This is a genomic window from Marinobacter sp., assembly GCF_041687235.1.
Taxonomy (GTDB): domain Bacteria; phylum Pseudomonadota; class Gammaproteobacteria; order Pseudomonadales; family Oleiphilaceae; genus Marinobacter.
This window is the reverse complement of the sequence record NZ_JAWLCH010000004.1, coordinates 213,279-238,651: the sequence shown is the minus strand read 5'-3', so window position 1 is coordinate 238,651 and position 25,373 is coordinate 213,279. Positions and strand designations below refer to the sequence as shown.

Annotated in this window: 25 protein-coding genes; 16 read left to right on the top strand and 9 right to left on the bottom strand. The window is 54.8% G+C overall.

What is annotated here, in order from left to right; genetic code table 11:
• Nucleotides 1-13: 13 nt before the first annotated feature.
• A complete protein-coding gene (locus tag ACESMK_RS08310) occupies nt 14-1,966 on the bottom strand; it encodes a hypothetical protein (protein WP_372997116.1) in 1,953 nt (650 codons plus the stop codon).
• Nucleotides 1,967-1,970: 4 nt separating this feature from the next.
• On the bottom strand, nt 1,971-2,846 hold the full coding sequence (locus ACESMK_RS08305) for a hypothetical protein (RefSeq protein WP_372997114.1): 876 nt from the start codon (nt 2,844-2,846) through the stop codon (nt 1,971-1,973).
• Between the two features lie 26 nt (nt 2,847-2,872).
• Between ACESMK_RS08305 and ACESMK_RS08300 the strand changes: the two genes are divergently transcribed.
• The 3 genes from ACESMK_RS08300 to ACESMK_RS08290 all read left to right on the top strand — a co-directional run bounded on the left by ACESMK_RS08300 (nt 2,873) and on the right by ACESMK_RS08290 (nt 4,901).
• Nucleotides 2,873-4,093 (top strand): Card1-like endonuclease domain-containing protein, encoded by a 1,221-nt coding sequence (locus tag ACESMK_RS08300; protein ID WP_372997112.1) that lies wholly within the window; start codon nt 2,873-2,875, stop codon nt 4,091-4,093.
• On the top strand, nt 4,078-4,380 hold the full coding sequence (gene csx16 / locus ACESMK_RS08295) for a CRISPR-associated protein Csx16 (RefSeq protein WP_372997110.1): 303 nt from the start codon (nt 4,078-4,080) through the stop codon (nt 4,378-4,380). The genes ACESMK_RS08300 and csx16 overlap by 16 nt, the downstream gene beginning before the upstream one ends.
• A 152-nt stretch (nt 4,381-4,532) precedes the next feature.
• Nucleotides 4,533-4,901, top strand: a complete 369-nt coding sequence (locus ACESMK_RS08290) for a histone-like nucleoid-structuring protein, MvaT/MvaU family (protein WP_372997108.1) — start codon at nt 4,533-4,535, stop codon at nt 4,899-4,901.
• Between the two features lie 76 nt (nt 4,902-4,977).
• Here ACESMK_RS08290 and ACESMK_RS08285 read toward each other — a convergent pair whose 3' ends face one another.
• From ACESMK_RS08285 to ACESMK_RS08270, 4 genes are all read right to left on the bottom strand, one after another.
• The gene (locus tag ACESMK_RS08285; RefSeq protein WP_372997106.1) at nt 4,978-5,676 is read right to left on the bottom strand and encodes a Fic family protein; all 699 of its coding nucleotides are present in this window, start codon (nt 5,674-5,676) and stop codon (nt 4,978-4,980) included.
• Nucleotides 5,677-5,818: 142 nt separating this feature from the next.
• Nucleotides 5,819-6,460 (bottom strand): transposase, encoded by a 642-nt coding sequence (locus tag ACESMK_RS08280; protein WP_372997213.1) that lies wholly within the window; start codon nt 6,458-6,460, stop codon nt 5,819-5,821.
• A gap of 161 nt (nt 6,461-6,621) precedes the next feature.
• Complete coding sequence (locus tag ACESMK_RS08275; RefSeq protein ID WP_372997104.1) at nt 6,622-7,575, bottom strand: GGDEF domain-containing protein; 954 nt, start codon at nt 7,573-7,575, stop codon at nt 6,622-6,624.
• A gap of 3 nt (nt 7,576-7,578) precedes the next feature.
• Complete coding sequence (locus ACESMK_RS08270) at nt 7,579-8,607, bottom strand: response regulator (RefSeq protein WP_372997102.1); 1,029 nt, start codon at nt 8,605-8,607, stop codon at nt 7,579-7,581.
• Nucleotides 8,608-8,960: 353 nt separating this feature from the next.
• On the opposite strand from ACESMK_RS08270, the gene ACESMK_RS08265 reads away from it, so the two are divergent.
• Both ACESMK_RS08265 and sbcB read left to right on the top strand, forming a co-directional pair.
• Nucleotides 8,961-9,833 carry a hypothetical protein gene (locus ACESMK_RS08265; RefSeq protein WP_372997100.1) on the top strand — a complete coding sequence of 291 codons (873 nt, stop codon included), beginning with the start codon at nt 8,961-8,963 and terminating at the stop codon, nt 9,831-9,833.
• A 49-nt stretch (nt 9,834-9,882) separates the two neighbouring features.
• Nucleotides 9,883-11,328, top strand: coding sequence for an exodeoxyribonuclease I (gene sbcB / locus ACESMK_RS08260; RefSeq protein ID WP_372997098.1), 1,446 nt, complete (start codon nt 9,883-9,885; stop codon nt 11,326-11,328).
• A 189-nt stretch (nt 11,329-11,517) separates the two neighbouring features.
• On the opposite strand, the gene ACESMK_RS08255 is transcribed toward sbcB, so the two are convergent.
• Nucleotides 11,518-13,518 (bottom strand): hypothetical protein, encoded by a 2,001-nt coding sequence (locus tag ACESMK_RS08255; RefSeq protein ID WP_372997096.1) that lies wholly within the window; start codon nt 13,516-13,518, stop codon nt 11,518-11,520.
• A gap of 203 nt (nt 13,519-13,721) precedes the next feature.
• On the opposite strand from ACESMK_RS08255, the gene ACESMK_RS08250 reads away from it, so the two are divergent.
• The 6 genes from ACESMK_RS08250 to ACESMK_RS08225 all read left to right on the top strand — a co-directional run bounded on the left by ACESMK_RS08250 (nt 13,722) and on the right by ACESMK_RS08225 (nt 16,314).
• Nucleotides 13,722-13,994, top strand: coding sequence for a BrnT family toxin (locus ACESMK_RS08250; protein ID WP_372997094.1), 273 nt, complete (start codon nt 13,722-13,724; stop codon nt 13,992-13,994).
• Nucleotides 13,978-14,232: a BrnA antitoxin family protein gene (locus ACESMK_RS08245; RefSeq protein WP_372997092.1), complete on the top strand. Its 255-nt coding sequence runs from the start codon at nt 13,978-13,980 to the stop codon at nt 14,230-14,232. Before ACESMK_RS08250 ends, ACESMK_RS08245 begins: the two co-directional genes overlap by 17 nt.
• 67 nt (nt 14,233-14,299) lie before the next feature.
• Entirely contained in the window at nt 14,300-15,706 is a 1,407-nt protein-coding gene (locus tag ACESMK_RS08240; RefSeq protein WP_372997090.1) for a plasmid pRiA4b ORF-3 family protein, read from the top strand.
• Between the two features lie 80 nt (nt 15,707-15,786).
• On the top strand, nt 15,787-16,062 hold the full coding sequence (locus tag ACESMK_RS08235) for a type II toxin-antitoxin system ParD family antitoxin (RefSeq protein WP_372997088.1): 276 nt from the start codon (nt 15,787-15,789) through the stop codon (nt 16,060-16,062).
• Entirely contained in the window at nt 16,022-16,243 is a 222-nt protein-coding gene (locus tag ACESMK_RS08230; protein ID WP_372997086.1) for a type II toxin-antitoxin system RelE/ParE family toxin, read from the top strand. The genes ACESMK_RS08235 and ACESMK_RS08230 overlap by 41 nt, the downstream gene beginning before the upstream one ends.
• On the top strand, nt 16,192-16,314 hold the full coding sequence (locus tag ACESMK_RS08225) for a type II toxin-antitoxin system RelE/ParE family toxin (protein ID WP_372997084.1): 123 nt from the start codon (nt 16,192-16,194) through the stop codon (nt 16,312-16,314). Before ACESMK_RS08230 ends, ACESMK_RS08225 begins: the two co-directional genes overlap by 52 nt.
• Nucleotides 16,315-16,392: 78 nt before the next feature.
• On the opposite strand, the gene ACESMK_RS08220 is transcribed toward ACESMK_RS08225, so the two are convergent.
• Entirely contained in the window at nt 16,393-17,868 is a 1,476-nt protein-coding gene (locus ACESMK_RS08220) for a flagellin (protein ID WP_372997082.1), read from the bottom strand.
• Between the two features lie 384 nt (nt 17,869-18,252).
• On the opposite strand from ACESMK_RS08220, the gene ACESMK_RS08215 reads away from it, so the two are divergent.
• The 5 genes from ACESMK_RS08215 (at nt 18,253) to ACESMK_RS08195 (ending at nt 24,178) form a co-directional block, all read left to right on the top strand.
• Nucleotides 18,253-19,623: a flagellin gene (locus ACESMK_RS08215; protein WP_372997080.1), complete on the top strand. Its 1,371-nt coding sequence runs from the start codon at nt 18,253-18,255 to the stop codon at nt 19,621-19,623.
• 73 nt (nt 19,624-19,696) lie between these two features.
• Complete coding sequence (locus ACESMK_RS08210; RefSeq protein WP_372997078.1) at nt 19,697-20,134, top strand: flagellar protein FlaG; 438 nt, start codon at nt 19,697-19,699, stop codon at nt 20,132-20,134.
• Nucleotides 20,135-20,383: 249 nt separating this feature from the next.
• Nucleotides 20,384-22,321, top strand: a complete 1,938-nt coding sequence (fliD, locus tag ACESMK_RS08205) for a flagellar filament capping protein FliD (RefSeq protein ID WP_372997076.1) — start codon at nt 20,384-20,386, stop codon at nt 22,319-22,321.
• A gap of 76 nt (nt 22,322-22,397) precedes the next feature.
• Entirely contained in the window at nt 22,398-22,796 is a 399-nt protein-coding gene (gene fliS, locus ACESMK_RS08200) for a flagellar export chaperone FliS (RefSeq protein ID WP_372997074.1), read from the top strand.
• A gap of 170 nt (nt 22,797-22,966) precedes the next feature.
• Entirely contained in the window at nt 22,967-24,178 is a 1,212-nt protein-coding gene (locus tag ACESMK_RS08195) for an argininosuccinate synthase (RefSeq protein ID WP_372997072.1), read from the top strand.
• A gap of 131 nt (nt 24,179-24,309) precedes the next feature.
• Here ACESMK_RS08195 and ACESMK_RS08190 read toward each other — a convergent pair whose 3' ends face one another.
• A complete protein-coding gene (locus ACESMK_RS08190) occupies nt 24,310-25,341 on the bottom strand; it encodes an AraC family transcriptional regulator (RefSeq protein WP_372997070.1) in 1,032 nt (343 codons plus the stop codon).
• Between the last annotated feature and the right edge of the window lie 32 nt (nt 25,342-25,373).

The following is a 25,373-nucleotide window of genomic DNA, read 5'->3' as shown; positions in this document are numbered from 1 at the left end:
CGGTTCGTGTTGGTCAGGTTTCTGCTGTGAAAAACGCACCCGCGCTCAAAGCGTAGTGTTTTATGGTGTCCAGGCGCGCATGCGCAGGGCCGGGAGCGTGCCTGGCGAATTGTTCACGGAGCTGCCCGGCCTTTTTCAGGGCCTTGACCCAGTCAAGGGATTCGTTGACAGCCACCATGTTATGGGCTGGGCTCGGGCCGCCCTCCTCGCTGCCATGGATGGTGGTTTCTGGTACCGGTTCGGTGATGGCCGTAAAGGTGAATTGAACCGGGTTGGCGCCGCTGTATTTTATGAGGGCCGCGTCCAGTAATTCTGTGTACTGCTCCGCAAGGGCGCCAGGTAAAGCGAGGAGAAGATCGTCGCCACCCAGATAGAGCAGATCGACCGGTCCGGCCGTCAGGTTATGTGCCTTGATCAGGTTGGTCAGGGCTTCGAGCCAGCTTTTTCGCAACAATGACTCGAGCTGAGTGCTCAGTTCTGGCCGTTCGCACAGTGGCAGCGTGCTGAATCTCTGGCCAACATTGTCGCCATCGTATTTTAGATAGGTTATCCGGTTGTCGGCATAAGGCAGTGCCCGGATCAGGTCCCGACGGGTTTCAGGCCGGGTTACAGACAGTTGGTATTCATCTCTGAGCCGCTCATAGATTGCCTGCCCCGTCATTCTCGAAAATGTTATTTCAGCGAGGCTGAAGGCAGTGCTGGCAAAGCCGTAGGCCTGGCGTCCACTTGGGTTATACCAGATAGGGATCTGGTTCTCGCTATTGCTGAAAGCTGCGGATAACCGGTGGCCGCTGCAGGGTTGCGGGGAGGGTGTGGGTTTGAACTGGAGGTCGACCAGGGTGTCCTCGGAATCCACGCCCGGAATGTTGGCGTGGTCTTCGCCCGGTAACAAGTTGGCCGTGGCCAAGTGAAAGAGTGACAGGCCTTTTCTTTGTTCTGTGCCCATCATGGGCAGGATCTGGGCTGTTGCCAGCTGCTCTTTGCGGGCAGCCTCGTAGTAGGGCGCAAGGCGCGGATAGAATGTGCGTATGAGCATATTGGACAGGTGTTCAGGGCTGTCCGGGTCAAGAAAAAACCGGGTTGCCGCGTTGTATATTGCGGGCCCGGACATGGCGCAGCCTTGCTGGAACGCCAGAATGGTTACGGCATCGTTATCGATCAGCAAGGCAGGTTCGAAGCCGTTTTGTGCAGCTTCCTCGGCCAGGAGATCTCTCATGCGGGCCGCCATTTGTGAGCACCAGGCACTGGCCCCTCGTTGTATGAAAGGTTTGGTGCAGGCAGAAAGAAACGTTTGCGCTTTTTTGACTTTCAGGTAGAGCAAATCCACTTTGCAGGTGGTTAGAGTGTCCAACAACCGGGGCTGAAGGCCCAGCAAAGACGGCAGATCGTTCGCGCTGTATTCGGGATGGGTTGCGCGCATGGCTGACAGGCTGGCCATAATCTGGGCAGCCTTGAGTCCTTCACGCCGGAATAAGGTGCGGAATTTCCGGGACCGTTCCTGACCCTGATGGGAGATGCCAAGAAGATCCAGCGCTTCCTGATGTTGGGCTGGCTCCACCAGGCAGCCGATCATCACTTCAAGGGCTGCGGTGTAGTACAACTCTTGCGAGAGGGCGGTTTGGTGCTGGCCTGCTCTGGCCGTGTCGGCAAGGAGCAGGCAAACGAGGACGTTGAACCAGGAGATCTCGACGCTAATCGGTTTTCGCCCGGGTTGGAATGGTATCTTTGCCTCCTGCAGGGCGCTGGCCAGTTCCAGGCTGTTGGCCCGTTGTCTGGAAAACGGGTAGTCACGGCTTCTGCCGCCCCGCACTCGACTATGGCCCAGGCATATCTCCAAGAGCAGAAGCCAGCGTTGTCGTGCACCGAGCATGGGAACCAGTGCATCTGAGCTGGTTTCAGTGAGTAAGTGTTTGAGCAGTGGGAAGTACCCCTGCAGTGGTGCCGGTTTGTGGTGCGTGTCTTGCAAAGGTTTAGTCCGGTACTTCCATTTTTAGTGAGTATTCCCTGACCCGATACAGCTCTTCGCCAGGGCAGTCGACATATTGGAAGGCGATCCCCTGGGAATGGCAAACAAGCGTGGCTGCTGAGGAGGTGATGGACTTCCCGCCCGTAATATCAACAATCAGATCGTTCCGGGCTGCCTGGGGAGTTATGTGTAATCGGATTGTTTCCAGCGCATCGACTATTTCTGAGAGATTATCAAAATCAATGCCTTGCCCCCAGCTTTCTGGTGCAATATCTGCCAGAGTCCGGACTTTGAATGTTTGGGCGTCAGGGAGGCACGCATTGAGTAGCTCGACAAAGTTTGGAATTTGCTGATGGGACGAGTGCTTGCCTGAGGAGCCAATGATCCAGACTTCTTTAAGGGTACCTTTGGATGCGTGGGCGTGAATGGCTTCAAGGGGAATGCGCCAGTTACTGTGGACAGAGCATCGTTCTGTTGCTTCCGGTGTCACTACATTCTGCGCCTGTTCCCGATTGTGGCTGAGAAAAATGACCAAACGCTGGCGTGGCTGAACGTCCAGGCTTTGGGCGGAGAGTAGAGCTTTCTCAAAGCGTGTTCTGGCCTTCCGGTGCAAGGTTGTCAGCCACAGAATCAAAAGCAGCACCGGTGCCGCAGAAACGAGAGCGCCCAGGGCACGATGGACAGAAAAAGCCTCGCTGCGCAGAACTGAGAAGGCTTCGAACAGGGTGTCGGTTGCCCATCCCAGTAACATCAGCATGATGACGATGCTGATAATGGAGGATTTATCCATTCCGCCAAACAGTGTGGTGATCAGCTGCCGGGCGGAACGGGTTGAGCCGGCTTGTTTCGCTTGTTGTTGGTAGGTTTTTTTAGTGATCAAAAAAGTATCCATGGAGACGTTAAATTTTGGCTAACTGTACACCAATGGTTGTTCAGCTGTGTATTGTAACCGGCCAGCCGCTGGCAAACCTGATACCTATTCTGCAGGAAAAGCCTGCTCGGGTGGCACTTGCGGTCTCTGACGGGATGACAGCAGAGGCGGACAGTTTCGAACAAACGCTGGCCATGGCTGGTTGGGCGGATGAACGGGTCGACCGTTTTGAGTGCCTTCCTGCAAACGGTTATGACGCGATATTCATGCGGGCGCTGGAAATAGAAGAGGCTATACTCGCCCGCCATCCAGGCTGCAGCATTGTTTATAATGCCACCGGAGGAAACAAGTTGATGGCCATGGCCTTCGGCTCTGTATTCGGCGCCGGCACAGAAAAGCGCCGGGTGATTTATGTTGATACACCCGGAAGAAGCATTGAGGTGTTGCACCCCAGGAACGAGCCTCCTGTGCCCATGGCCTCTGTGCTCAACCTGGAACTTTATTTAAAGGCAGAAGGCAAAACGGTTCGAAGTCGACAGGATAGTGATCCTGTCTGGCGGGAAGCAGCAGATATTCGCAAACCGGCTACCCGGTTTCTTGCCAATAACGCCGATCAGTTGGGCTGGTTGGTGTCGCAGTTCAACAGGCAGTTAGGGCCGTTTCACGGCAGCGGAGATTCACCGTCAGCACTCAGGCTGGACGGTCACCCAAGGGGGCTGGCGCTCAGGGCGCTGGAACGTCTTGAAGAAACCGGCGTGCTCGCGCCTGGCAAAGACCACTCGGAATGGAGGCTAATCGCACCGGATGCAATGAAGTACCTCAGTGGTGCCTGGCTGGAGGAGTATGTGTGGTTGGTAGCCAGAGACTGCGGCGTGGATGAGGTTGCACTGAGCCTGACTATGACGGACGACTTTGCCCGTAAGGCGGATCTTCGAAATGAGATCGACGTTGCTGTGGTTCACGCAAATCAGCTACTGCTTATTGAATGTAAAACCGGCAACCTGGCAAGGGATGGGAAGGACCAGGATACTGTATACAAATTGGATAGCCTGGCAGACCAGGCCGGAGGCATTCTCGGGGCCGGACTATTAGTATCTTTTCAGCCTCTGGAACGCACTACTCGTGTTGGTCGTAAAGTAAATATCAGGGCCAGAGCCGGGAGTGTTGCTCTTTATACCTGTGAAGCCGGGCAATTATCGAATTTGAAGTACTCAATACAGCACTGGATGCAAACTGGTAAATGGGAGGTGGTGTGACTTGTTGGTTTGTGAGCAGGCATTCGGGAGCCAGGGAGTGGGCAAGTCGCCAGGGAATTCCCGTAGATTGCTGGGTGGAACATCTTGCGCCAGAGCAGGTAAAAGCCGGTGATGTAGTGTATGGCACCTTGCCGATACCTCTGGTCGCCCTGATAAACGGCAGGGGAGCCAGATATATTCATTTGGTTCTGGATTTGTCTGCCTCTATACGGGGTAAAGAGCTGTCCCCCGAAGAAATGGAAGCGGGTGGTGCAAAATTTCAGGAATACAAAGTGATTAAAGTCTAGGCTGCGCATTTAATATTTTACTTAATTTCAATATTAAATCTGGCTAATGGTTAAAATTATTTTGCCAATAAAAAACCGATCGTATATTATTTGGCCCGACTCCAAGTCAACTCCAATTTTTAAAACCCCTATTTGAATAAGGTTTTAATTCCATGGCAAAGATTAACGATTATTACCAGAAGAAACAGCTTATGGAAAAGCTTGCTTCAGAGCTGGAACAGCTTGAAAAAGACCAGGCTCTGAAAGGCGAACTGGAGTTCGAAAACAAGGTTCGCGCTCTCATGAAGGAGTATGACAAGTCACCGAAGGATGTACTTCAGATTCTTTCTGCAATCGATCCCTCAGTGTCCGGTGGCAAAGCCGAGTCAACCGCTGGCAGCCGCCCGAAGCGCCCGATGAAGACCTACAAGAACCCGCACACCGGTGAAGTGGTCAAGACTCGTGGTGGCAACCACAAGACGCTGAACGAATGGCGTCAGAAGCACGGTAAGGAAGCTGTGCAGAGCTGGCAGCAGGACTAAGCGCCAGATTGGGGTCAGATGAAAACGGGGTCAGAAGAACTTTTCTTCTGACCCGCAGGTTCCTCTGCCCCCGACTTCACTCTTTCATGATGCGGATGACTTTTTCGCTGAGACAGCTTCTGACAAATTGGTTCATTGCTCGTTGGTCACCGGATTCATAAAACTCCAGCATTAACTCGTTAAACTCAAGCTGTCGCGAGGCAGGGATATTGATAGCGGGGTATCCGTTGTTCAATAAGTGGCCATTCATCATGAAGCGGCCCATCCGTTTGTTCACATCATAGAAAAACTGGCATCGCGCCATGGTCAGAAAAAGATGAATGGCCTGATCGTAGATGTCCTCGATCTCATTCAGCCCCTGGATCATTTCTTCAAAAAGTCGGGGAAGCTCGCGAGCGGCGGGAGGTTCGTAATCGGTGCCTGCGATTAGCACAGACCCTGAACGGAAGCACCCCCATTCCAACGCTTCCTCTTTCGCTGCAACCTTGTGCAGGTTTTCAGCGCATTCTTTCGTAACCCGGAACTCGCTTTCCCGGATCATTTGAAACAGTGCTTTCCAGGTTTCACTCTGGTTGATAGCAATTTGCTGATCGCTTAATTTGTGGCCGCCTACTGTAATACCCTGAAGCAACGTTTGTATTTCCGGCAACGTAAAGTTAATGCCCTCGAGACGCACCGCATCGTAGACAAATACAGAAACCTCTCTCTGCGCAATCATCAGAGCCTTACTCTGATTAGCCGGCATATCCCAGTAGTTGTCTGTACCTGAAGTCATAGTGATTTCGGATCTGGTTCAAAAAGTATGCGACATTATAGCAGTATGGTTCTGTGAAATCGGGGTCAGATGAAATTGGGGTCAGAAGAACATTTCTTCTGACCCCAATTTCATCTGACCCCAAATTCGAAGCGACTCGCTATCAGTCGGATATACCGTATTTGGCTTTGAGGTGGCATTTAAAATCGATTGATCCGAGGGGTTTGCCGCTTTTGGCCGTTTTTCGGATTTCATCTTTCAGATAATCAGGCATTGGCCTGGCAAATAGTTGGCGGTAGCAGCGCTGGCGTTCAGACTGGTCTTTGCCGAGGGCTTGGTACAGCGGGTGGGGGCTGTGCATTTCGCTGGTTTTGCCGAGTGCATGACACTGGTAGCTCGACCACCAGTAATCCTCAGGGTTGGCGACCATGCCTGCACTGACCGGGTTCATCTCTATGTAACGCTGACAGCCAAGCAGATAATTCTCGGAGTCGATCAGGCAGGAACGAAATCTGCCCTCCCAAAGCCCACCGGTTCTTTCATGTCGACGGTTGAAGTAGCGCACGTAGCGGCGACCGATCGACTGCATAAAGGCTGAAAGGCTGTTCTCTGTTGATGGCGTCGCCAGTATGTGCACATGGTTTGTCATCAGTACCCAGCCATGAAGAGCGACACCGTGTTCTCCGGCATATTGCTCCATCAGTCGGCAATAGAAGGCAAAATCCACGCGCCCTTTAAAGGTTGGCTGACGGTTGTTGCCTCTCTGGATAACGTGTTGGGGAATACCGGGAGGGCAGAATCTCATGTTTCTGGGCATAGCATCACATCCTTGTGACAGTTTGATTGAAGTCGAAACCTTATCGCAGCGCTATGCCATCTGCCATGACGGAGCGCACGAACTCGGGGTCAGATGAAATTGGGGTCAGAAGAAGAGTTCTTCTGACCCCAATTTCATCTGACCCCAACTTAACCCACCACCACCCGATTCCGACCACCTTCCTTCGCCGCGTACAACGCCTCATCCGCCTTCTGCATCCACTGCATATAATTTTCAGGCTCGTCCGTTAACTGGGCAACGCCAATGCTGATGGTGTAGCGAATCGGTGCCACGCTGGTTTCCACCACGCTCTGTTCAATGGTTTCCCGTATCCGCTCACAGATGATGCGTGCGCCTTCGGCGTCGGTTTCCGGCAGGATGATTCCGAACTCCTCACCGCCGTAGCGGCCGGCGCTGTCGGACTGGCGGATGGCGTTACGGGTGATGCTGGCGGTGTGTTTGATCACTTCATCGCCCGCCAGGTGGCCGTGGGTATCGTTCACCGGTTTGAAATGGTCTATATCAAACATCACCAGGCTGGTGGTGTGGCCGTAACGGCGGAAGCGCTCGAACTCGGCGTCTACCAGGTTCTCCCAGGTGCCCCGGTTGAGCAGGCCGGTGAGGCGATCTGTCATGCTCAGTTTGGCCAGTTGTTCGTTGGCCCGTTCCAGGGCCCGCTTGCTGCTGGCGATGTCGGTTACGTCATACACCATCAGGCACACTTTCTCGACTTCGCCGGTTGTGCCGGAGAGGGGGCTGATGGTGAGGTTCTGGAACATATACTCTTCAGTGCCAGTGATGGGCCGGGTATTTCGGAACTGGAACAGGTAAGGGCGTTGCTCCCAGGAGGTGAATGCCCGGGTGTTGAGGAGCGCCACGGCGTCTACCTTGCGGGTCAGCCAGGCCTGGGGTATGTCTGGAAACACATCGAACAGCACCTGGTTGCGGATTTTGCTGGCGGTGATGCCGCTGTGGTTTTCCATGAAGCCGTTCCAGGCTTGCACCCGGAAATCCAGATCCAGAACCACCAGGCCCACTTCTACCGATTCCAGCATGTCCACCAGCCAGTGGAAGGAGTTGGCTTCGAATTCGTTTATGGCCATGGGTCAGTCCACCAGATATTGCAGGCGATCTTCGAGAAAAGGCACTGAATCCTCGGTGAGCAGGATCAGCATGTCGCATTCGATGTCCCGGTCTTCCAGGGTGTAGCAGATTTCAATGCACAGCAATTGCTCTTCCCGGGCGCTGTGGTGGTCCAGCAACTCCGTAATCTGCCGGTGCTGACCAAGTACGGTGGGGTGGCCCAGGCCGAGCTTGAGGTCCAGCTGGTCGCCGATGCCTTTGAGGAAAGCGCCGAAGAGTATGCTGGACATGTCCATCAATACTTCCACGTTTACCGCTTCGCCCTCGAGGCTCTCATAATGGAGCATCTCCGCCATTTCCCTGAAACTGGCGTCTGCGAACAGCAGGAGCGCTTCTCCGGCAATGCCGGCACCGGTGAAGCCCTGGCAAACGGCGGAGTAGGTGTCGCTGTCGCTGGCCGAGGAGATGGCCATGTGCAGCTCGGAGTTGGCCAGGAAAGCCACCTTGGGAATCGGCTGTTTCACGAAAACTCTGAGCAGGCGTGCCAGCAGATCCGAGGACCGGCCCATGGCAACGTTGGAGATTTCCTGCAGGTAGTCGTTCAGGGAAACGGAGATTTCCGGGGGAGTGCTGCCTGTACTCTTCAGGCTGGTGTCCTGCAGTACGGCGTCTTCGAGCTCTCCGGGGCGGTACACCCCATACTCCACCAGCAGGTCGAGTACGATGTTTGTTTCGGTGGGCTTTTTGATGAAGTCGAGGGCGCCGAGCTTCTTTACCCTTTCCCGGGCTTCGGGCTGTATGTCGCCGGAAACCACGATGGTCATCACCGGCAAATCTTCCTTGCGAACCTGTTCCAGCACCTGATAGCCGTCCATTTCCGGCATGTTCAGATCCAGGAACATCAGCTCTGCCTCGTGCCGACGCAATGTCTCCAGTGCTTCCACACCATTTTCCGCGAAGCTGACATCCCCACGCAGCCCTTCAGGCAGGGCTCGGGCCATTTGTTTTCTGGCAAGGGCGGAGTCGTCGCAGATCAGTATGCGGGTGGTCATTGAAGGAGCCGTTGAGGGTTCGTCATAAGGTGCGAAAGTATACCAGTAGTCGCAGTTGTGTACACGTTTGCTACAGCATTCGTAACATTCGGTAAGGTGCTGTAAGTATATTAAGCCAAAGGTTTTGTGACTGTATTCAAACTTGATTGAGTATTACTGAATTGTAAACGGTGATTGTGACTCTGCTCACTCAATTGGCCAATCTGCCTTGGTTATAGTGTGTCTGCGGCAAATTAAAAAATAATGTAAAACGCAGCCGCCTGTGAGCACCGGGAAAACCAAAAATAAACCGGGCCGCAGCGGAGTCGGGCGTCGGAAACTGGCTCTAAAACTTACTTCAGAGACACAAAACTATGAGACAGCAGGCGTATGGATACGCTGCCGTCACCCTGTTCTGCCTGGGTATTGCGCCCGTTGCCCAGGCTGAGCTGAAGCCCATTTCTGACGAAAAAATGGGTGAGGTGACCGGGCAGGCTTTTATGCAGATCGAAAACATACCGGGCCAGGCCCATGAGTTCACGCGTATGACGCTGACCATGGATGTGGAGACCCGGATGAACGTGGATGATGTGCAAGCCGGCGAGATAGACGGCGGCGCAGACTTCGCCGCCCGGCACGTGGCGCTCGGGCATATTGCCCGCAATGACGGTGAGCAGTTCAACGGCCGTACCTACAGTGCCGGCGACACCGTGCATTTCGAGGCCTTCAAGCCCTATATCGAGCTGGCGGAGGACGCCGAGGGCTTGCTTGCCGGGTTCCGGATGGGGTTTGGGCAGGCGAGGGGATCGGTGTCTTCGCTGACCAGCAGTTTCAGTGGTGATATCGGTCTCAAGCTGGTGGATGGTTCCGGGCAGGAATTCGACGCCACCCTTTTCGACGACAATACCCAGGCCACCAACTACCGGGCTAGCCACATCGGTATCGACGACGGAACGGCCAACTGTGCTGAGGGCACTAACTGTGCACCTCTGACGCATTTACAGTCGATATTTGTCGGTGAAGAGGGAGCCGATGGTGTTACTGATTTCACCAACGATTTCTTCATCGGTTTTCAGCGGGAAGGTGTGGACTGGCAGAGCCCGGACGGTGCCAATGTGATCAACGCCGGCAAGGGGGTGTTTATCAACCTGCCCACAAGCATGAAGGTGCAAATGAGCCAACTGATCGGCCAGGGCGTGGACCGGTTGCAGACCCACCGGGACGATATGGGTACCCAATTGTTTTAAATGCTAAACTCCTGCCAGTGTTTAACTCATTCGGCAGGAGCTTAGTCCCTTGATCCGCTCGTTTTACTGGCACGATTACGAAACCTTCGGCGTAGACCCGGTTCACGACAGGCCTTCCCAGTTTGCCGGTGTGCGGACGGACGCAGACCTCAACATCATCGAAGACCCGCTGGTGATTTACTGCAAACCGGCCGATGATTACCTGCCTTCGCCGGAAGCCTGCCTGATTACCGGCATTACGCCTCAGAAAGCCCTGGAAGACGGCTTTCCGGAAGCGGAATTTATTGCCCAGATCAACGAGGCCTTCAGTCAGCCCGGCACCTGTGTGGTGGGCTACAACAGCCTGCGCTTTGACGACGAAGTAACCCGTCATACCCTGTACCGCAATCTGCGCGATCCCTATGCCCGTGAATGGCAGAACGGCAATTCCCGCTGGGACATCATCGATATGGTGCGCCTGACCTACGCCCTCCGCCCGGAGGGGATCAACTGGCCACGCAAGGAAGACGGTAGCCCCAGTTTCAAACTGGAGGAACTGACCGTTGCCAACGGCATCGCTCACGAAGCGGCCCACGATGCCATGTCGGATGTGGAGGCGACCATCGCAGTGGCCAGACTGATCAAGGAAAAACAGCCTAAACTGTTCGATTTCGTGCTGCAGAACAAAGACAAGCACTCCGCCCGCGCCATGCTGGATACCGCCACCATGAAGCCGGTGTTCCACATATCCGCCAAGTACCCGGCCAGCCGTGGCTGCTGCGCCCTGGTGGCCCCGGTAGCTGAGCATCCCACCAACAAGAACCTGGTGATTGTGTATGACCTGCGGGAAGACCCCACCGAGCTGATCAACGCCAGTGCTGAGCAGATCCGTGAGCGGGTGTTTACTTCCCAGGCGGAATTGGGGGAGGGCGTAAGCCGCTTTCCGCTGAAAGGTGTGCAGTTGAACAAATGCCCGGTGCTGGCCCCGGCGAACATGCTTTCCACCCTTTCTCCGGAGCGCCTGGAAGCACTGGCGCTGGACGGTGACACCCTGCGGGCCAATCTGGCCTTGCTGCGCAAGGCTCCGGATCTTCCGGCGAGAATTGCCGAGGCTTTCGATCAGCCCCACGAAAGCGACCTCACAGACCCGGACGAACAGCTCTACGCTGGCGGCTTTATCAGCAAAAACGACCGCGAAAAGCTGAACTGGGTGCTGGAGCAGCCGGTGGAAACCCTGGGTGAGCTGGATGTGACTTTCGAGGATGACCGGCTGCAGGAATTGTTGTTTCGCTATCGGGCCAGGAATTATCCGGGCAGCCTGATGGGTGAGGAATTGGAGCGCTGGGAAGAGTTTCGCAGCCAGAGGCTAATGCACCCGAAGAAGGGCTGGCGGTCTTTGGAGGCGTATGCCCAGGAATTACAGCGCCTGGCGGCGGACCCGGAACTGGCGCCGGAGAAGCGGCATATTCTGGAGGATCTGCATTTGTATGGGGAGTCTTTGATTCCTTATATCTGAGGATAAGGATGTTGGCTCCGTTGGAGCCGCCATTGTTTAGTACGCCTTCTCCTTCAAGAGAAGGCGCTTTTGTGTCGGATTACGGCTTTCGCCTAATCCGACCTACATGGCTTCCGAGTACGCGCGGATTCCACCCCGTAGGTCGGATTAGGCGAAAGCCGTAATCCGACAGCCCACGTTAAAGCCCACTCACCGCCGCTTCACGAAATAAACACTCAAATTCTGCCCCATCAGACTCTGCACCTCACTGCCCAATGCCTCCGCCTGAATCTGCTTTTGCACAGGCCCGGTTGCCAGGCTGTGGCCATCCGCATCCCGTGCTTTCACGAGCTTCCATTCCACCTCATTGCTTACCATAGCCATCAGCTCGTTCAGCTGGACGGTGTTCTGCGGCCGGAACCATCTGTCGCGGCAGCCGCCGAGGCTGTAGAAATCGGCGTCGGCGGTCAGTTCCTGCCAGCTGGCATCGTTCCGATTGGCCAGAACCATCCGGCGAAGCTGGCGCAGGGTCTGGCGGGTGGGCTGGAGTTTGTGCTCACTGACCAGTTTGCGAATCTGTTTGTCGCCGGAGGTTTGCTCGGCAATGGCGGTGTGCATATGTACCACGGCGCCGGAGCCGGTGGCTTCGTTCACCAGGGCGGCCAGTGACAGGGTGGTCATGGCCGGTGAGGGCAGGCGGCCGACTTCGATCCAGTGCACCTGGTGGCCATCAGCCACGAAACGCTGGGCGATGGACCAGGGCCAGAACACGATGTTGTCCATGCCCCTCTGGTTTGCCATGCGGGTAGCCTTGGCAATATTGGCCAGGGATTCATCCACTGCGATCACTTCCACATCGTCCAGATAGCTGGCCAGTTCCATGGCCCGCTGGCCGGACTGGGCGCCGCAGACCATGATGCGGAGGGTGGCTGGCAGGTTTTCGGTGGCCAGGCCCAGTTCGGTGGCCATCAATGCTTTCAGGCTGCTTTCGGTGCGATAGGCCAACTGTGACCAGCAGGGCCATGCCTGGGGAACATCGGTCTTATCCAGACACAGTTCCTCGGCTTTCTCATCGAAATTCTGTTTGATGGCCTCTTCTTCGGCCCGATCGTAATAGCTGGCGGCTAAGACTGGCTGCAATGCCAGGGGCCAGTCCACCAGGTTCCATTGGCCAAGCTGTACCGCGAAGGGCTGGTGGAAGAAGGCGCCATACATTGCGCTGATCATCAGTGAGCCGATGAGTCCGTCCTGCTCCTCGCCGAGTGCGAACTGGGCCTGGATGCTGTCGTTGATGGCAGAGACCAGTCGTTCTTCATCGTCTTCAGCTGCCAGGGCATAGCCGGTTCTGTCGGCGTATTGAGCGATGGCCAGCGTCAGGCGTTGCAGTTCGTCCCGAAGTTCAACGGTTTGTGCGACTTCGGCAATGATTGCCCGACGCAGCAGGGTAACCAGCTCTTCCACCGCAGGATTGGGCATTAGAGTTTTCTGGAGGGCAAGGATCAGCAGTTCATCTTCGCTGGCGGCATCCAGGAATATCTGTGCGTCCGGGTTGTCCAGATCGTACTGCTGGTGAATGATCGCGCCGACAAAACGGCCCAATTCCTGATGCGGCAGACCATCCCGCTGCAGCAGGGCGATAGCATCCTGCGCCAGGGCGGAGTCCGCAGTATCTACTTCCAGGTTCTGGGCGCAGGTGAGCATGCCGCTGTAAACGGAATCCCATTCGGCGCCGGTTTCGAGGAGCCTGCGGTAATGTAGATAGGCTACATCAAACTGCCCCTGCAAACGCTTGGAATGGGCAACGCCACAGAAAGCGGCGGCAGATTGCCGGTCGCAGTCCAGGGCCTGCAGGAAATACTGCTCTGCAAGCGCCGGGCGTTCGGTTTTCAGGGCCCAGTAGCCCAGGTTGCAATACTGTTGCGCCTGGCCCGGCTGGTGATTGAGGCTGGCGTTGAACAGGGTATGGGCTTTCTCAAGCTGCCCTTCGTCCAGTTCCACCCGGCCCAGAAGGCCCAGCGCGCCGGCGTTCTCCGGCTCAATAACCAGTGCCCCGGTCAGGTAATCCCGGCATTCCTGCCGGGCCTTCAGCCGCTGGATATGGCTGAGGCCGTTGCTGTTGGACTCCCCGTAGGCAAGGTTGGCCTGCAAAAGCAGACGGGCAGCCTGGGCCTGTTGGGACTGGGATACCTGGACTTGATGCTTGGCTTGCATGGGACACCTCGTGAATACAGCCGCAATTTGGGGCGGCAAAGGTCTGCAGTTTTTTGACGGTTTGCCGTGCTTTGGGGAAGGTGTTGCGAAAGGTGTGCCAGTTTGGAGATGGGGTTGGCAGTGAGATTGGGTTTCGAAACATCTTTGGACTGATCAAGAACTATTGTATCCTGTACATACAGATGTAAATACAAGGATGTGTAATGCGTTTTGAATGGGATGAGGCGAAGAATGCCCACAACATCCGCAAGCATGGAATCGATTTCGTGGATGCCATCGATATTTTCAATCACCCGATGCTGACATCTGTAGACGATCGGTATGCCTATGATGAAGAACGTTGGGTCGCTGTGGGTTTAATGCGACAGTTTACAGGCGTGGTTGTATACGTGGAGAGATGCGGAGACGTTGTCCGGATAATTTCAGCTCGAAAAGCAACCCGGCGAGAGGTGAGGCTTTATGAACAGAACATCTAAAACAGACTGGCAGCGAATGGCTGAACAGGACGACGAACGAATCGACACCAGTGATATACCAGAACTGGATGAGGCCTTCTTTGAAAAGGCCGAACTGCGGGTGCCGGCGAAGCAGCCGGTAACGCTTCGGATTGATGAGGACGTGCTGGCCTGGTTCAAGGCTCAGGGAAAGGGGTATCAAACAAGAATTAATAAGTTGCTGAGGCAATATATGGAAAACCAGGTTCACAGGCGCTGAATGTTGCAAACCAGCCAGAACCTAAACTGCGAAGCATATGAAATCCGCTCAGCTCTCAGGAAGCCCCATGCCCACCGAACCCAGAGCCGCCTACCAGCTCAAAGTAACCCTCTCCGGCGCCAAGCCGCCGATTTGGCGGCGTTTGCTGATTGAGCCCGGCACCACCTTCCGGGACCTTCACCGCATTGTCCAGGTGGCCATGGGCTGGCAGGCCTCACACCTGCATCTGTTCCAGACAGAAGACGGCACCCTGATTGGCGATCCGGCCGAGGATTTCGACGGCATGATGAATTTCCAGGACGAAGCCGCTGTGCCCGTCTCTGCCGTGCTGCTCAGCGAAGGGCAGGCGTTGCACTACGAGTATGATTTTGGCGATAGCTGGGAGCATCAGATAGTGCTGGAGAAGATCACATCCGTGGAGCCGGGCAACGAAACTCTTCCTGGCTGCATCAAGGCCGTGCGCCGATGCCCGCCGGAGGATGTGGGTGGATTGCATGGATTTTACGAATTCCTCGACGCCATGGAGGATATGGCGCACCCCGATCACATCGCCGTTCGCGAGTGGTGCGGCGAGTGGTTCGACCCGGACTTTGTCGATCTCGAACAGATCAACGCGGATCTTGCCGAACGCGATGACTGGTTCCCGGAGGATCCTGAGCATGGCGCCCCACCGGCCAGCGATTTTCAGGGGCTTAGCCCGGCCCAGGTGCATGAATTGCTACAGAACCCGCTGAACTGCCCATCGGTTTTCAACCCTTTTTTCGATGCGGGATCGGTGAATGAACTGCTCGATACGGCACCGATCATCCGCATGGCCAGGGTGTTGGTAGAGGCCATGAAAGGCAAAGGCATTCGCCTGACTGGCAAGGGCAACCTGCCGCTGAAGCAAGTGAAGGCCATGGTCGAAGCGGGCGGGGAATCCATGGTAGCGCCGATGGCCATGTATTCACCGATACGCTCCGAAGAACACGTGCTGGCGGTGATCCTTACTCGCGTGCTGCTGGAAATTGCCGGCTACATCAAAAAGCAGAAGGGTGTGCTCTCCCTTAAGAAAACTGCCGAAACCAGGCTGGAGAAAAAAGGCTGGTTGATGGTTTACAGGGACCTGCTATCCACGGCGTTCACGCGGCTCAACTGGGCTTCCATGGACCACTTCGATGGTCTGGATAAAATACAGTACGCCGCGCCATTCTGCTTCTGGCTGCTGGCCGAGAAAGGCGATGAGTGGCGTCCGGTGGACGAATATCTGGACGACATGCTTAAGGCCTTTCCCCGGCTACCGCTTGCCGCCTACCCGGTGGTCTTCATGAGCGATGAGGAGCAAGCTAGATTTGCTCTGCGCTCGCGAATGATAACGTTGTTCCAGCTCCTCGGTCTGATCGAGCTGGATCCGGAGCATGCACGATTGCAGGATAAGGGTGAGCAGATGATGCGGCGGGCGGCGTTGTTTGAAGGGATGTTTACCGGAATATAAACCCTGGGGCCGTCCTTAAATCGGCGATAATGCAATTTTTGGCAAAATTTGCCATAATCCGAAGATTGGAGGGCTTGATTATGGCAACAATGAATATATCCCTGCCCGATGCGATGAAAACCTGGGCAGAACAACAGGCGGAATCTGGAAGGTATTCCAACACCAGCGATTACGTGCGTGATCTTATTCGTAAAGATCAGGACCGGCGACACAAAATCGACCAGTTACAAAGTCTCGTTTCAGCGGGAATTGCCAGTGGAGAAGGAGCTCGTTCAATGGATGAATTGAGAGCTGCTGCAAAGTGTTTAGCCAGGGATGGAGAAGTCGATGAATTACGTTCTCAGCAGGAAGGCTGAAGAAGATATTATTTCTATCTACCTCCATGGATTGGAACACTTTGGTGAAATGCAGGCCGACGCTTACCACTCAAAGCTAGAGGCTTGCTTCGAGTTTCTTGCTCGAAACCCGCTTTCCACGCCGGAAGCATGGAATTATCCCCGCCGGTACGAATATACCCTGTCGGCGTACATATCGTGATCTACCAGATAATAGACTCATGCAACATATTCATTGCGAGGGTGCGGCACGAGCGTGAAGACTGGCTATGAATATAGGTTCCACCAAAAACCAAAACGGCCGGGTTGTTAGCCCGGCCGTTTTGGTTCCAGAGTTCAGGTTTAGCGACGTTATCCCTGCAGCAACTGCAACACCTGCTGAGGCCGTGCGTTGGCCTGGGCCAGAACCGAGAGGCCGGCCTGCTGGAGAACCTGGGTTCGAGCGAGTTCTGCCGATTCCGCTGCGAAGTCGGCATCGCGGATACGGCTGTTGGAGGCCGAGAGGTTCTCGGAGGTGGTTGCCAGGTTTGCGATGGTGGATTCGAAGCGGTTTTGGACGGCGCCGAGTTCAGCTCGAAAACTGTTAATTTGATCAATTGCATAATCAACAGAAATCATGGCGAGATCGGCACCTTCCGGAGTGGAGATGTCCGTGTTATTCAACGAGATAGTGTTTGCTGCCACAGTGCCCGATTGAGTCAGTGTGACGTCATCAACCGTGTCACCATCCAGATCGGCATTAATTGCAACGTCAAAGTCCTCTCCGAATTGTGATGAAAAGATGATCTCAGTGTTGGTCTTATCAAGATTAGCTCTTACGCCGGTATCATTTGACCTTGCGTTGATTTGTCCGACTACATCTTCCAGCGAACCTACGCCGTCAACTGAAAAAGTCTGCCCATTCACTTCGAAATTAAACGTTGAGCTATTGCCGGCATCGAAGAATTCGGCCAGCCCTCCTCCTGTCGCGACAAAACTCTCTTGATAAGTAGTTGGTGGAGTTCCACTATCAGATAGAGCAAAGTTGACCGGAAGATCCTCTCCCGTCGGGTTGGTAAAAGTAAGTTTGCCGGTTGCGTTGTCACCTGAAACGACAATTCCCAGTGGGTCGAGGGTTCCGTTAGCGTCAATCTTGCCTTGCAGGCTAGTTGCCAAGGCCTCGACGTCTGCTTCGTTGCTATTGAACGGGAGAGACTCCCCGTCAATCGTCACGCTGCCGGTTATGGGCTGTTGCGAGAAATCGAGAGTTACTTCACTCGTTTCAGTTTGAATGGGTACGTCACTGGTAGTGAAATCAGACGTTTGTGAAATAACACTTCCTAGCTGGCTTCCTCTTGAGTCCAGACCGGATACGCCGATGGTTTCACCAGTATTCGCTCCCACCTGAAAGGTCTGAGTGCCAAACGTCCCGTCGAGGACCTTCAAGCCGTTAAACGAAGTCTGACTCGCGATTCGATTAATCTCTTCTATGCGTTGCTGAACTTCTTGGTTCAGAGCCTGCCGGTCCGAGATACTGTTGGTCGCGTTGGCCGATTGAACGGCAAGTTCACGAATACGCTGAAGGTTGTTGGTAATTTCATCCATGGCACCTTCGGCCGTTTGCGCCAAAGAAATGCCATCGTTAGCGTTTCTTTGCGCCATATTCAGACCGGTGATCTGAGATTGAAAGCGCTCTGAAATGGCAAGGCCGGCCGCATCATCTTTTGCAGAGTTGATTCGTAGGCCCGAAGACAGCCGCTCAAGCGCCACATTGGCCTGCCCCTGGGAGGCGTTCAGATTACGTTGCGCGTTCAGCGAAGCAATGTTGGTATTAATGACCTGAGGCATATCAATTCTCCCTGCTCAGAGGTGCCGGAAGCCTGGTGCCCGATCTTTAATGGGAACCCTTGCCGGCTGAAATTCGTTAAATTGCCGTTTTGCAGGGTGATAAGCGAAGGGTGTGCCAGTTTCTTCAGATAATGTTTAGAGCATTGTTTTTAATAGGAATTGAAACAGTGTTGTCAGATTGGGTGGGGGCCGAGCGCCAAAGCGCTGCCGCTCTGAAGGGAACTGAATTGCCGGTTTTACATTTGTTAACAAAAACAGTGGTTTTTTTTCTAAAGCAACTGGATATGGCGCCGTTAAGTGGTGTAACAGGGCGGCGCTCCCAAACTGAAAACGGGCGCCAGACCTTTTCCATGAAATAACGACATCTGTCGAAGGAGAAGCATTATGGCTCTCGGTATTAACACTAACGTCGCGTCACTGTCTGCTCAGAATCAGTTGAACAGTTCTCAGAAGATGAACGACGAGGCTTTGCAGCGCTTGTCCTCTGGTCTGAGGATCAACTCTGCCAAAGACGATGCTGCCGGCCTGGCAATCTCGACTCGTTTCAGCGCTCAGATCTCTGGTCTGAATGTAGCCCAGCGGAATGCCAACGATGGCATCTCATATGCCCAGACAGCTGAAGGTGCGCTTGGCGAAATCACTAACGCTCTGTCGCGGATCCGTGACCTGGCCGTTCAGTCCGCTAACGACACAAATTCCTCATCGGACCGTCAGGCATTGAATCAGGAAGTAAGCGCACTGATTGAAGAAGTGAACAGGATTTCAACTAATACCCAGTTTAACGGACGTAACATTCTGGATGGGTCTCTTGATGATCTTACTTTCCAGGTGGGCGCGAATGCGGGTCAAACCATCAGCGTTGACGGTGTCAACACCAAGGGATCTCAGCTTGGCGCGGAAGTATATGAAGGCGACTCATTTGATGTGTCTAATATTGCAGCCTTGACTGACCTTACCGTAAACGGTGAGAGCGTCGATCTTACTAATGCTCAAGGTGTCGAAGATGTTGTTGAGGCAATCAACGAAGTTGCAGCAGATTCCGGTGTGACAGCTTCGAAAGCTACATCTACAGTCGTTGATACAGGTGCTTTCACCGGAACAAATGCTGGGACAATAAATATCAATGGTGTTGATATTGATATTGCCGCTGGATCCACGATTGGTGAAGCGCAGGATGCGATAAACGCTGTTTCTGGTCAGACTGGTGTTGTAGCGTCCAATGATTCATCCAATATCACTTTAACGGATAAGAATGGTGCAACCATTAAAGTGACTGATGACAGCGGTGAAGATATTCTTGGAGATATTGCCACTTCAGAGCAAGAGTTCGATGCAGGTATTGTTCTGAGTACAGACGTTGGTGAAACAATTACGCTGGGTGGTACGACTGCAAATGTTGAAGGCGTAGGTCTTGAGGAAACGCAGGTTACCACTGACACGCAGACCTTGACAGATGTAGATGTGCTGACTCGTGAAAATGCTTCCGAAGCAATTACGACTGTTGACTTCGCTCTCGATCAAGTCAACAGCCTTCGGGCGGAGTTGGGGGCGGTTCAGGCCCGCTTTGACTCCACTATCTCCAACCTTGCTTCAACCTCAGAAAACCTGAGCGCCGCCAACAGCCGTATCCTGGACGCAGACTTCGCAGCAGAAACTGCGAAGCTCTCCAAATCCCAGGTGCTGCAGCAGGCGGGTATCTCGGTACTGGCCCAGGCCAACGCCCGGCCGCAGCAGGTTCTGTCCCTCCTGCAGTAATTGGGGCATAGCGGTACAAGCCGGAGCCTTCGGGCTCCGGTTTAACGCCGTTTGAGGATAGCGAGGTAAAGCTATGAATGACGTTAACCTGAGCAACCCGAACCTGAAGCTGGTGCGTTCCAGTGAACAGGCACCGGTGAAGGCACTGTCGTCATCTCAGGCCGAAGGCAGGAATGCCTCCGACCTGGCGTCGTCATCCGCAGGCATTTCGGCGAAAGTTCAAAGCGCCCAGCAGTCCAGCGAGCCCTCCACGGCCGAAAGGTTGAAGGATCGCAACGAGGACCAGCGGGAGCAACTGGACGATGCCGTCACTCAACTGAACGATTTCGTACAGAACGTTCAGCGGGACCTGCAGTTTGAAGTGGATCGGGAAGCTGGGCAGACCATCGTAAAGGTGGTCGACCGCAATACCGATGAAGTTATCCGCCAGATTCCGGATGAGGTTGCCATGAGGTTGGCAGAGAACTTGCAGCAGGACGAACCGCTGACGTTGTTTAATATTAAAGTGTAAAAGCTTGCCGCTTCGGCGGTTGGTTAAACAACGGTATTTCAGCACCGCCGCACCTGAGAGGGTCCGGCGGTGTTCTGCGTTTTCGCGTGCAGTTAAAAATGGGGTCAGAAGAAAGTTTTATTTTGACCCCAGAGTAGTAGTGCTTGTTACAGGGCGTTACAAATCGGTGAGAGAAAAAGGCAAAGTTTTGCCGCTTCTTGCCGATAAACTGAACAATGAAGAGATTCGCCCCCTTGAGGAGGCATGGTTATGGCAGGTATATCATCATTAGGCGTTGGGTCCGGGGTTCTTAACTCGGATCTGGTGGATCAGCTGGTTGCCGCGGAGCGCAAGCCCACGGAAACTCGGCTGGATCAGAAAACCGAGCGCACCGAGGCGCTGATCTCCGCCTATGGCAAGCTGCGTAGCGCAGTGACGGAGTTGCGTCTGCCCATGCGCCAACTAGGCTCGGCGGATGCCATGAAGTCGTTTTCTGCTACTTCCTCCGGCGGCAATGTGTCCGCCAGTGTGGATGCCAGCCAGGCTAGCCGGGGTACCTATAACCTGAACGTGGAAACCATCGCGGAATCTGATGCCATGGCGTTTGCCGCCGTGGCGGACCGGGATGCCACCAGCGTGGGTCAGGGCACCATGACTCTGCAGGTGGGGGACAAGACCACTAACATCCTGATTGATGAGGGTAATGACACCCTTCAGGGCGTAGCCAACGCAATCAATGACTCAGATGCCGGGGTGTCGGCCAGTATTCTGAATACCGGTGATGGTTATCGTCTGGTGCTCAACTCCGACGAAACCGGCACTGCTAATCAGATTAATCTGAGCACTGGTGCCGCCGATGGCACGGACCTGGCCAATTTTGTGGCGGGAGCTGAAACGACCACTGAAGCCGCAGATGCCAAATTTACGATCAATGGCATTGAGGTAGTTAAGGGCTCCAACACAGTTGATGATGTGGTGGATGGGGTGACCTTCGATATCACCGGCACCGGTACTTCCACCGTCAAGGTAGAGCAGGACACTGCAGCCGTTGCCGAGCGGGTGCAGGCGTTTGTTGACAAATTTAACGCGCTGCAGACCACCATCAGTGAGCTTTCTTCCTATGACTCTGAAACCGGCCAGGGCAGCATCCTGACCGGTGACTCTACGGTTCGCAACATCCAGGGCCAGCTCAAGCGGGTACTGAGTGATGTGATTCCGGGTCTTGAAAACGCCAATGTTCGCAGTTTGGCGGATGTGGGTGTTACCACCGATTGGCGCACCGGTAACCTGCAGTTTGATAGCCAGAAGTTTCAGCAGCAGTTGCAGGAAAACCCGGACGATGTCACTGCGCTGTTTGCCGAGCAGGGCCGCACCACAGACGGGCAGATTGAGTTCGTGCGTAGTGGTACCAATACTCAGGCGGGTGATTACGATATTAATGTCAGCCAGCTGGCGACCCGGGGTAGTCTTGGATACGACCTCAGCGGTGCAACGGATATTACTGTGGCTGAAGGCACCGAGCTGACTTTTCAGGTGGATGGAGAAACCAGCGCGACGATTGCGTTGACTGCCGGCACCTATTCGGTGGATGCACTGAGGGATGAGTTGCAGTCACAGTTGAATAACAATTCAGCCCTAAACTCAAGCGGCCGTTCAGTGCAGGTGGATGTCGATGGTACGGGTAATCTGACATTCGCATCCGGCCGATATGGCAGCGAGTCCAGCGTGAATCTCACCAGCAGTAATCTGGCGGAGCTGGCAACCAAAACCGGCCAGGCAGGTACCGACGTGCAGGGCACTATTAATGGCCAGACGGCCCAGGGGGACGGCCAGGTGCTGTTCCTGGGTGGTGATGCCGGTTCCGGTGCAGCAGGTTTGCAAGTGCGTGTGCTCGGCAGTGAAACCGGTGCCCGTGGCTCGGTATCGTTTATTGAAGGTGTGAGCGAGCGTGCTGTAAATACCATCACTGACATTCTCGGTGCCAATGGAGCTCTAGATTCCCGCACCAGCAGTCTGAACCGGGAGCTGGAGCGGATTCAGGAGGATCGGGTTGATCTGGAGCGTCGCATCCAGTCCTACCAGGAACGCCTGGTCAATCAATTCAGCGCCGCCGATTCCCTGATTGCCCAGCTCAACAGCACCCGGGATTACGTCAGCCAGCAGTTGGCGGCACTGGCTCCGAATAACAACGGCGGCGGCAACGGTTAAGGGTGCCGCATCAGAACAGATCGGGCTATACATTAGGTATGGCAAAACCGGAAATCCGGTAACGACGAGGTAAATTATGAACGGTTTGCAGGCTTATCAGCGAGTTAATACCCAGACCAGCATCACCGATGCGGACCCCCACAAGCTGATTCAGCTTCTGTACAACGGTGCCCTTGAGCGCATCAACATGGCGAAGGCTCGGATGCAGGCAAAGGACTACGAAGGTAAGGGCAAGCTGATCTCAAAGGCGATTGAGATCATCGGCGGTTTGCGCGGCTTCCTGGACTTTGAGAAGGGTGGTGATCTGGCCGTTCGGCTGGAAGGCCTTTATGACTATATGGAGCGCACTCTGTTCGAAGCGAACGCGAAGAATGATGTTGCCAAGCTTGATGAAGTTGCGAACCTGCTTCGAGCCATCAAGGAAGGCTGGGACGGCATTCGCGAAGAGGCTATTGGTCAGCAGCAGGCTGTCTGAATCGGTCCATCCGCTTTGCTGAAGATGGGGTCAGATGAACGCTTTCATCTGACCCCTTGTTCGTCCGCCTGCTGCCTAATACCCGCGCCCAATAGCCATTCCCCCCGCTCTCCCGTACAATACTGCCCTTCTTTTCAACACATCCATTCTGTTCAGTCTGGAGCAAGGGCATGTCTGATATCAAAAAGGTGGTGCTGGCCTATTCCGGTGGCCTGGATACTTCCGTCATCGTTCGGTGGTTGCAGGATACCTATAACTGTGAGGTGGTGACGTTCACCGCCGACATCGGCCAGGGCGAGGAAGTCGAGCCGGCGCGAGCGAAAGCCGAAGCGTTGGGCGTTAAGGAAATTTACATCGAGGACCTGCGCGAGGAGTTTGTGCGCGACTACGTGTTCCCGATGTTCCGCGCGAATACCATCTATGAGGGTGAGTACCTGCTGGGTACGTCCATTGCCCGTCCTCTGATTGCCAAGCGTTTGATTGATATTGCCAATGAGACCGGCGCCGATGCCATTTCCCATGGCGCTACCGGCAAGGGTAACGATCAGGTGCGTTTCGAGCTCGGTGCCTACGCACTGAAGCCGGGCGTGAAGGTGATTGCCCCCTGGCGTGAGTGGGATCTGAATTCCCGCGAGAAGCTGCTGGCCTACTGCGACGAGCGCAACATTCCGGTGGAGAAGAAGAAGGGTAAGAGCCCGTACTCCATGGATGCCAACCTGCTGCACATCTCCTATGAAGGCATCAATCTGGAAGATCCCTGGGCGGAAGCCGAGGAAGATATGTGGCGCTGGAGTGTGTCTCCGGAAGCCGCGCCGGATAAGCCGACTTACGTTGAGCTGACCTACAGGAAGGGCGACATTGTTGCCATCGATGGTCAGGAATTGAAGGCACATGAAGTGCTGGAAACCCTGAACAAGGTTGCCGGCGCTAACGGTATCGGCCGTCTGGATATTGTTGAGAACCGCTACGTGGGCATGAAGTCCCGCGGCTGTTACGAAACTCCGGGCGGCACCATCATGCTGCGTGCCCACCGTGCCATCGAGTCCATCACCCTGGACCGCGAAGTGGCGCATCTGAAAGACAGCATCATGCCGCGTTATGCCGAGGTGATTTACAACGGCTACTGGTGGTCGCCAGAGCGTGAGGCTCTGCAGGCGCTGATCGATCAGACCCAGAACTATGTAAACGGCACCGTTCGCCTGAAGCTCTACAAGGGCAATGTGGATGTGGTTGGCCGTAAGTCTGATGATTCTCTGTTCGACGAGAAGATTGCCACCTTTGAGGAAGATCAGGGTGCTTACGATCAGAAGGATGCGGAAGGCTTCATCAAGCTGAACGCCCTGCGTCTGCGGATTGCTGCTGGCAAAGGCCGCAAACTGTAAGACTGAGGCTTCGTGCCGGACCAAGGCCGGTGCAAGCTTCCAGAAAACGCCCGTAAATACGTCCATGTAGGGCTCGGTCGCGCCATCCCTGGCGCTCCACGTTTCTGGAAGCTTGCACCGGCCTCGGTCGTTCAGGCTTTTGGGTTTTCCTCCAACTGGCGAAACTCTCCGGGCGTCTTCCCCGTTACCGCTTTGAACTTCCGGTGAAACGATGTGGTTTCACTGTATCCCAGCCTTAATGCGATATCCGGAATGGCCAGTTCGCTGTTGCGAAGATAGTCCTCGGCCATTTTTTGCCGCACTTCATCTAACAGTTTCTGGTAAGACACACCTTCCTGGCCGAGTTTTCTCTGGAGAGTCCGGCTGGTCATGCCCAGGTCTTCGGCCACCATGTCTTGTCTGGTGATACCGTGCATCAGTTGTTGCTGGATGCTGTGGCGGACTTTCGAAGTCAGGTCGCTGTCGGTGTCCAGGGAGGCCAGCTGGCTCAGGGCGTGGGCTTCGAGGGTTTTGCGGAGCAGGGGGTCCGGCTGTCTCAGGCGGGTTTCCAGCAGGCTTTTCTTGAGGGTGATGCTGTCTTCATCCACTGAGAAAGTGATCGGGCACTGCCAGCGCTCCTGGTAGGCCTTTTCAAGTTCTGAACCTGGCGAGGGTCGGCGGAGTTTTACCGAGCTTGGTGACGCCTCCTGATTGTCCGCAAGCCAGCGGGCGTAGTTCACCCAGGAGGCAAAGACGTTGTCCACCAATTGTGGTCGGACGACGGGGTCGGTGTAGTTGCAGTTCCAGGACAGTTTGATGTCTTCGCCTTTCATGGCGAGGCTGGTGGTGCCCATATCGCCAACGAGTTTTTCGAACGGCGCAATGCGTGCCACGGCCTCGCCCAGAGTCGCGCAGCTCATGGTGATGTAGCCGAGCACGCTGTAGGAACCTGGTTGAACGAAGTCGCCGGTTTCCAGGCCCAGAATCGGGTTGCCGGTTTGTTCGCACAACAAATGGATAAAGTGCTGGAATTGTTCGCCGTTGATTCGGCCGTCGTCGGTATCGAGTAGATCCCGGTTCAGTTCGGCTTTGTCGAAAAGCTGGCTGATATCCACGCCGGCGGATTCGGCAGCTCGAACGTATTGGCGCAGGGCGGCGACGGAGGCGGTTCCGAGGGTTTTCATGGTTACAGCACTGTTTTTGGAGTCGTTGTAGC

What these genes read in the sequence shown, in the direction of transcription:
- csx16 (WP_372997110.1), top strand. Translation starts at nt 4,078, where the DNA reads ATGGGAGGTGGTGTGACTTGTTGGTTTGTGAGCAGGCATTCGGGAGCC.
- ACESMK_RS08290 (WP_372997108.1), top strand. Translation starts at nt 4,533, where the DNA reads ATGGCAAAGATTAACGATTATTACCAGAAGAAACAGCTTATGGAAAAG.
- ACESMK_RS08285 (WP_372997106.1), bottom strand. Translation starts at nt 5,676, where the DNA reads ATGACTTCAGGTACAGACAACTACTGGGATATGCCGGCTAATCAGAGT.
- ACESMK_RS08280 (WP_372997213.1), bottom strand. Translation starts at nt 6,460, where the DNA reads ATGAGATTCTGCCCTCCCGGTATTCCCCAACACGTTATCCAGAGAGGC.
- ACESMK_RS08275 (WP_372997104.1), bottom strand. Translation starts at nt 7,575, where the DNA reads ATGGCCATAAACGAATTCGAAGCCAACTCCTTCCACTGGCTGGTGGAC.
- ACESMK_RS08270 (WP_372997102.1), bottom strand. Translation starts at nt 8,607, where the DNA reads ATGACCACCCGCATACTGATCTGCGACGACTCCGCCCTTGCCAGAAAA.
- ACESMK_RS08265 (WP_372997100.1), top strand. Translation starts at nt 8,961, where the DNA reads ATGAGACAGCAGGCGTATGGATACGCTGCCGTCACCCTGTTCTGCCTG.
- ACESMK_RS08255 (WP_372997096.1), bottom strand. Translation starts at nt 13,518, where the DNA reads ATGCAAGCCAAGCATCAAGTCCAGGTATCCCAGTCCCAACAGGCCCAG.
- ACESMK_RS08250 (WP_372997094.1), top strand. Translation starts at nt 13,722, where the DNA reads ATGCGTTTTGAATGGGATGAGGCGAAGAATGCCCACAACATCCGCAAG.
- ACESMK_RS08245 (WP_372997092.1), top strand. Translation starts at nt 13,978, where the DNA reads ATGAACAGAACATCTAAAACAGACTGGCAGCGAATGGCTGAACAGGAC.
- ACESMK_RS08240 (WP_372997090.1), top strand. Translation starts at nt 14,300, where the DNA reads ATGCCCACCGAACCCAGAGCCGCCTACCAGCTCAAAGTAACCCTCTCC.
- ACESMK_RS08235 (WP_372997088.1), top strand. Translation starts at nt 15,787, where the DNA reads ATGGCAACAATGAATATATCCCTGCCCGATGCGATGAAAACCTGGGCA.
- ACESMK_RS08230 (WP_372997086.1), top strand. Translation starts at nt 16,022, where the DNA reads ATGGAGAAGTCGATGAATTACGTTCTCAGCAGGAAGGCTGAAGAAGAT.
- ACESMK_RS08225 (WP_372997084.1), top strand. Translation starts at nt 16,192, where the DNA reads ATGGAATTATCCCCGCCGGTACGAATATACCCTGTCGGCGTACATATC.
- ACESMK_RS08220 (WP_372997082.1), bottom strand. Translation starts at nt 17,868, where the DNA reads ATGCCTCAGGTCATTAATACCAACATTGCTTCGCTGAACGCGCAACGT.
- ACESMK_RS08215 (WP_372997080.1), top strand. Translation starts at nt 18,253, where the DNA reads ATGGCTCTCGGTATTAACACTAACGTCGCGTCACTGTCTGCTCAGAAT.
- ACESMK_RS08210 (WP_372997078.1), top strand. Translation starts at nt 19,697, where the DNA reads ATGAATGACGTTAACCTGAGCAACCCGAACCTGAAGCTGGTGCGTTCC.
- fliD (WP_372997076.1), top strand. Translation starts at nt 20,384, where the DNA reads ATGGCAGGTATATCATCATTAGGCGTTGGGTCCGGGGTTCTTAACTCG.
- fliS (WP_372997074.1), top strand. Translation starts at nt 22,398, where the DNA reads ATGAACGGTTTGCAGGCTTATCAGCGAGTTAATACCCAGACCAGCATC.
- ACESMK_RS08195 (WP_372997072.1), top strand. Translation starts at nt 22,967, where the DNA reads ATGTCTGATATCAAAAAGGTGGTGCTGGCCTATTCCGGTGGCCTGGAT.
- ACESMK_RS08190 (WP_372997070.1), bottom strand. Translation starts at nt 25,341, where the DNA reads ATGAAAACCCTCGGAACCGCCTCCGTCGCCGCCCTGCGCCAATACGTT.